This window comes from Streptomyces torulosus, assembly GCF_001419765.1.
In the GTDB taxonomy this organism is placed as follows: domain Bacteria; phylum Actinomycetota; class Actinomycetes; order Streptomycetales; family Streptomycetaceae; genus Streptomyces; species Streptomyces torulosus.
In genome coordinates, this window is sequence record NZ_LIRK01000924.1 from 1 (window position 1) to 5,713 (window position 5,713).

Consider the following 5,713-nt stretch of genomic DNA (forward strand, 5'->3'; position numbering starts at 1 on the left):
GTCTCCACGGCGACCGCGCCGCCGGTCAGACCGACGGCGACCATGCCGAACTGGGGGACCAGCGGCGGCAGGACGCGCCGCAGCGCCGCCGCCGAGACCCGTGCCCGGCTGACACCCGCGCCCCGCCACAGCTCCACCCAGCGTTCGTCGAGCACGGCGGGCAGCGCGTCCGCGACCAGCCGGCCGAGCAGACCGCCCGCCGGGACACCGAGGGCGATCGCGGGCAGGACCAGGTACGCGGGGCCCGCCCAGCCGGAGGTCGGCAGCAGGCCCAGCCACACCCCGCACACCAGCAGCGCCACCGTGGCCAGCAGGAACTCGGGGACGGCGGCGAGCATCGCGGCGAACGCACCGGCCGTCCCCCGGTCCCGCAGGAGCACCGGGGCGACCAGCGCGCCGGCCAGCAGCACGGCGACGGCGAAGGCGGCGCCCATGAGGCCGAGGGAGACCTGGAGGCCGGAGACCACCGAGGGGAGCACCTCGGTGCCGGACACCCAGGACGTGCCGAGGTCGCCGCGCAGCAGCCCGGACACCCACCGGCCCAGCAGGGACAGGGGGCCGGCGTCCAGGCCCAGGTCCTCGCGGATCGCGGCCAGCGCCTCGGGGGTCGCCTCCTGTTCGGCGGACCGGGCGCGCAGCACGGTCAGCGCCGGGTCCCTGCCGGAGAGCCAGGGCAGCAGGCCCACCGCGGCCAGGACGGCGAGCAGGCACACGAAGCGGGTCAGCCCCGCGGGGCCGACCGACTTCCGTACGGTTTGCCTCACTTGACGTAGGTGGCGGTGGTGACCAGCTCGCGTTCCCGCGGGTCGTGCGCCGCGCCCACGACACCGGCCGCGTCGCCCTGGATGACGCGCTCGTGGAGCATCGGCACGGCGGCGTCGGTGCCGAGGACGGCGGCCTCGGCCTTGATGACGGCCTTGCGGCGGGCGTCGCCGGCGGCGGTGTCGGACGCCTTCCTCAGGGCGGCGTCGACCTTGTCGTCCGCCAGCTGGGCGATGTTGAAGGAGCCGTCGGAGGCGAAGTCGCTGTAGAGGTACGCGGCCGGGTCGCCGGAGTCGAGGACGGTCGCCCGGGAGAGGATGAACGCGTCGAACTCGCCCGCCAGCGCGTCGGATTCGATGTTGGCGTACTCGCGGACGTCGAGCTTCACCTTGAACCCGGCCTTCTGGAGCTGCTGCTGGAGCGTGGCGGCGACCTCGGGCAGTTCGGCGCGGTCGGTGAAGGTGCCGATGGTGATCGACCTGCCGGACGGGTCGCCGGCCTTGGCGCGCTTCACCGTCGACCGCAGTTCGGCGGCCCAGGGCAGCGCGGGCCCCAGCAGCCCCTCGGCCACGTCGGCGCGCCCCTCGTACACGCCCTTCACGATCGACTCGGCGTCGACGGCCTCACGGGCGGCGGCGCGCAGCGAGGCGTCCTTGAAGACGCCCTTCTCGGTGTTCAGGTAGAGGGTGTTGGTGCGCGGCATGGGGACCTCGGTGATCAGGTCCTGGTCGAGCACGGCGGCCTGCGAGACGGGGATCGCCTCGACGATGTCGGCCTCGCCGGTCCGCAGGGCGGCGGCGCGGGCGGTGCCGTCCGGTACGAACGTCACGTCGATGCCGGGTGCCTTGGCCTTGGCGCCCCAGTAGTCGTCGTAACGGTCGAGGGCGGCGGAGGAGGTGCCGTTGACCTTCGTCAGTTCGAAGGGGCCGGTGCCCGCGCCGACCGGGTTCACCGTCTTCCCCCGGTACGCCTTCGCGGCGAGGATCGACAGCTGGGGCGAGCTGAGGCGCTGGGGGACCAGGGGGTCCTCCACGGCGGTGGTGACGGTGACGGTGTCGCCGTCGGCCTTCGCGGTCAGCTCCACGCCGTCGAGGATGCGCGGCTTGGGGGAGGCGGTGGCCGCGCGGGTGAGGGAGTTGACGACGGCGTCACCGGTGAGCTTCGTGCCGTCGTGGAAGGTCACGCCCTCCCGGATCGTGAACGTCCAGCTCTTGCCCGACCGCTTCCACTCGGTGGCGAGCGCGGGCCTCGCGTCGCCCTCCGGGTTCAGCTTCACCAGGGTCTCGGCGGTCGACCAGCGCGACAGCTTGAACGCGTCGTCGGACAGCGGCGACAGGCCCGAGCGGGGCGGCAGCATGTGCGCGACCCGGATCCGCTTGCCCTCGCCACCGGCGGCCCCGTCGGCCCCCGTCGACGAGAAGCAGCCCGTGAGCAGGGCGGAGGCCGCGGTGACCGCGGTCAGGGGGACAAGACGGACGGGGACGCGCACGGGACACTCCGAGTAAAGGCGTGGTCAAAGGTTGAACGCGCGATGACCGTAGCACGATGACAATCATTTTCAGAAGCGCGGTTTCGCGCCACCGCCATGGCTACTTCGCGAGCAACTCATGGAGGCGGGTGCTGCGCAGCGGCCGGCTGATCAGGACGGGGACGGCTGACGTCGATGACGCCCGCCCCTAACAGCCCCCCGACCGCTCCCGTTCACCCCGCAAGTCCCTCACAGCCGTGCCCCCTTCAGGGCCATGTGCAGCAGCAGGCGGTCCTCGCCGTCGTCCAGGTCCAGGCCCGTCAGTTGTTCGACGCGGGAGAGGCGGTAGTAGAGGGTCTGGCGGTGGATGCCCAGCTCCGCCGCCGTGCGGCCCGCCTGGCCCGCGCAGTCGAGGAACGTCTCGGCGGTGCGGGCCAGTTCGTGGTGGGCGGGGGAGAGGAGTGCCCTGACGGCGGGGTCCTGGGGGGTGTCCGAAGGCAGGGACGTCAGGAGGCGGTACGGGCCGATGGAACGCCACTCGGCGACCGGGCCCAGGCGGGGCTCCGCCAGCGCCGCGCGGGCCGCCGCCGACGCCTCCCGCCACGCGGTGCCCAGCTCGCCGAGCCCCGTACGGGCGCCCGCGACCCCCGCCGCCGCCCGCGCGCCCGCCCGCTCCAGCAGCCGGCCGGCCGCCGTGAGCGCGGGCGCCGGGACGTCCGTCGAGCGCAGCCGCACCAGCAGGGCGAGGCTCTGCCCGGCCGCCCCCCACGGCACCGTGCACAGCGCCGTCGCCCCCGGCACCGTACGGAAGGACGGGGCGTCGTCCGGGTCCGCCGACGGCCACGGGGCCACGCACACCACCGTGTGGACGCCGTCACCGCGCGGGCCGAGGGCGGCGCGCAGTTCCGCCACCGCCATGTCCCGCTCCCAGCCGGGCCCGGCCGTGAGCACCGCCCGCAGCTCCCGGGTGAGGTCGGCGCCCGCCTGCGCCTCGTCCGCGAGGAGCGCGCCGATGCGGGAGGCGACCGCCATGGCGGCGGACAGCTGGGCGTCGGTGGGGCCAGGGTCGCCGTCCAGCAGCCAGACGTAGCCGAGGACGACACCCCGGTGGCGTACGGGGAGGCAGACGCGGCCCCGCAGCACGCCCGCCTCAGGGGTCGGGGGGATGCGGACGGGGGCGGTCGCCCGGGTGATGCCGAAGCCCTCGAACCACTCCCGCACGGCCGCCGTCGAGCGGCGGGTCAGGATCGAGCGGGTCCGGACCGGGTCCAGGACCGACGGATCGAGGTCGCCCTCGCTGTCGTACGCGCCGAACGCGATCAGCTCGAAGTCACGGTTCTCCAGCGTCGCCGGGGCGCCGAGCAGCGCCGAGATCTCGTCGACGAGCTCCTGGTAGTCACCCACGTGGTGGAACGATGCGGCGTCCGGCGTCACGAGGGCATTCTCCCCCATCCCGCCGCGCCCTTCATACATCTGTCTGAGATCTGCGGCACGTATGCGTGACACCTGTCGATGGTCGGCGAACCGGGGGATCCTTAGGTTTCACGGTGGTTCTATCTGCTGGTTTGTGGAGGTGCCCCGTGCTGGGACCCGTGATTCTCGCCGCGTCGCGCAGCGACCGGATGCGACGCCTGATCTCGGCCGCGCCCGTGACCAAGCAGGTCGTCGACCGCTTCATCCCCGGGGAGGGCGTCGACGACATCGTCCCCGTCGTCGAGGACCTCACCGCCGCGGGCCTCGAAGTGACGATGGACGTCGTCGGCGAGGACATCACCCGTCCCGAGCAGGCCACCGCCGCCCGTGACGCCTACCTGGAGCTGATCGCCCGGCTCGGGGAACTGGAGCTGGGCGAACGCGCCGAGATGTCGGTGAAACTGTCCCTGTTCGGCCAGGCGCTGGAGGGCGGCCACGAGCTGGCCCTGGCGAACGTCCGCCCCGTCGTGGAGGCCGCCGCCGCGATCGGCACGACCGTCACGCTCGACGCGGAGGACCACACCACCCTCGACTCGATGTTCGCCATCCACGAGGAGCTGCGCCGGGACTTCCCGCAGACCGGCTGCGTCATCCAGGCCTACCTCTTCCGCACCGAGGCCGACGCCCGCCGCCTCGCCGCGAACGGCAGCCGGGTGCGCCTGGTGAAGGGCGCCTACAAGGAGCCCGCCTCCGTCGCCCACCAGCAGAAGACCGAGATCGACAAGGCGTACGTCCGCACCCTGAAGATCCTCATGGACGGCGAGGGGTACCCGATGATCGGGTCCCACGACCCCCGCCTCATCTCCATCGCCCAGGAACTCGCCCACCGCGCCGGGCGCAAGCTCGACGAGTACGAGTTCCAGATGCTGTACGGCATCCGCACCGACGAGCACCACCGGCTCGCCGCCGAGGGCCACCGCATGCGGGTCTACACCGCCTACGGCACCGACTGGTACGGCTACTTCATGCGTCGCCTGGCGGAGAAGCCGGCCAACCTGCGCTTCTTCCTCCGCTCGATGATCAGCAAGGGCTGAGCCCGAAAACCGCCCGCTCAGTAAGGAGTTACGGAACCCATGGACGCTGTGACCCAGGTCCCCACCCCCGTCAACGAGCCGGTGCACGGCTACGCCCCCGGCTCACCCGAGCGGGCCCGGCTGGAGGCCCGGCTGAAGGAGCTGGCCGAGAACCCGATCGACCTGCCCTGCACCATCGGCGGCGAGCGGCGGATGGGCGGCGGCGACCGCTTCGACGTCGTCCAGCCCCACAACCACAAGGCCCGCCTCGGCACCTACGCGGGCGCCACCCAGCAGGACGCGCGGGACGCCATCGACGCGGCCCTCGCCGCCGCCCCCGCCTGGCGCGCGATGTCCTTCGACGACCGCGCCGCGATCATCCTGCGCGCCGCCGACCTGCTCGCCGGCCCCTGGCGCGAGACCATGGCCGCCTCCACCATGCTCGGCCAGTCCAAGACCGCCCAGCAGGCCGAGATCGACACCCCCTGCGAGCTGGTCGACTTCTGGCGCTTCAACGTCAAGTACGCCCGCGACCTGCTCGCCGAGCAGCCCCCGGCGAACTCCCCGGGCGTCTGGAACCGCCTCGACCACCGCCCGCTGGAGGGCTTCGTCTACGCGATCACCCCGTTCAACTTCACGGCGATCGCCGGCAACCTGCCGACCGCGCCCGCCCTCATGGGCAACGTGGTCGTGTGGAAGCCGAGCCCGACCCAGACGCACGCCGCCGTGCTGCTCATGCGGCTGCTGGAGGAGGCCGGGCTGCCGAAGGGCGTCATCAACCTCGTCACCGGGGACGGCATCGAGGTCTCGAAGGTCGCCCTGGAGCACCGCGACCTCGCGGGCATCCACTTCACCGGCTCCACCAGGACGTTCCAGTACCTGTGGAAGACGGTCGGCGCCAACATCGAGAAGTACCGCTCCTACCCGCGTCTGGTCGGCGAGACCGGCGGCAAGGACTTCGTCGTCGCCCACCCGAGCGCCGACCGTCTTCCACAGG

The 5,713-nt window shown here is 72.9% G+C and carries 5 protein-coding genes; 2 read left to right on the forward strand and 3 right to left on the reverse strand.

Features of this window, described 5'->3' with window-relative positions:
- From AOK23_RS42550 to AOK23_RS42560, 3 genes are all read right to left on the reverse strand, one after another.
- On the reverse strand, positions 1 to 764 hold a 764-nt coding region (locus AOK23_RS42550; RefSeq protein WP_157878329.1), incomplete at its 3' end, for an ABC transporter permease.
- Positions 761 to 2,251 carry an ABC transporter substrate-binding protein gene (locus AOK23_RS42555; protein ID WP_055717731.1) on the reverse strand — a complete coding sequence of 497 codons (1,491 nt, stop codon included), beginning with the start codon at positions 2,249 to 2,251 and terminating at the stop codon, positions 761 to 763. The genes AOK23_RS42555 and AOK23_RS42550, both read right to left, overlap by 4 nt.
- A 228-nt stretch (positions 2,252 to 2,479) precedes the next feature.
- Positions 2,480 to 3,682: a PucR family transcriptional regulator gene (locus AOK23_RS42560; protein WP_055717732.1), complete on the reverse strand. Its 1,203-nt coding sequence runs from the start codon at positions 3,680 to 3,682 to the stop codon at positions 2,480 to 2,482.
- 128 nt (positions 3,683 to 3,810) lie between these two features.
- On the opposite strand from AOK23_RS42560, the gene AOK23_RS42565 reads away from it, so the two are divergent.
- Both AOK23_RS42565 and AOK23_RS42570 read left to right on the forward strand, forming a co-directional pair.
- Positions 3,811 to 4,737: a proline dehydrogenase family protein gene (locus AOK23_RS42565; protein ID WP_055717733.1), complete on the forward strand. Its 927-nt coding sequence runs from the start codon at positions 3,811 to 3,813 to the stop codon at positions 4,735 to 4,737.
- A gap of 39 nt (positions 4,738 to 4,776) precedes the next feature.
- On the forward strand, positions 4,777 to 5,713 hold a 937-nt coding region (locus AOK23_RS42570), incomplete at its 3' end, for an aldehyde dehydrogenase family protein (protein ID WP_157878330.1).

Bases quoted from the DNA above. Each gene is read 5' to 3' on its own strand.
- AOK23_RS42560 (WP_055717732.1), bottom strand. From the start codon at position 3,682: ATGGGGGAGAATGCCCTCGTGACGCCGGACGCCGCATCGTTCCACCAC.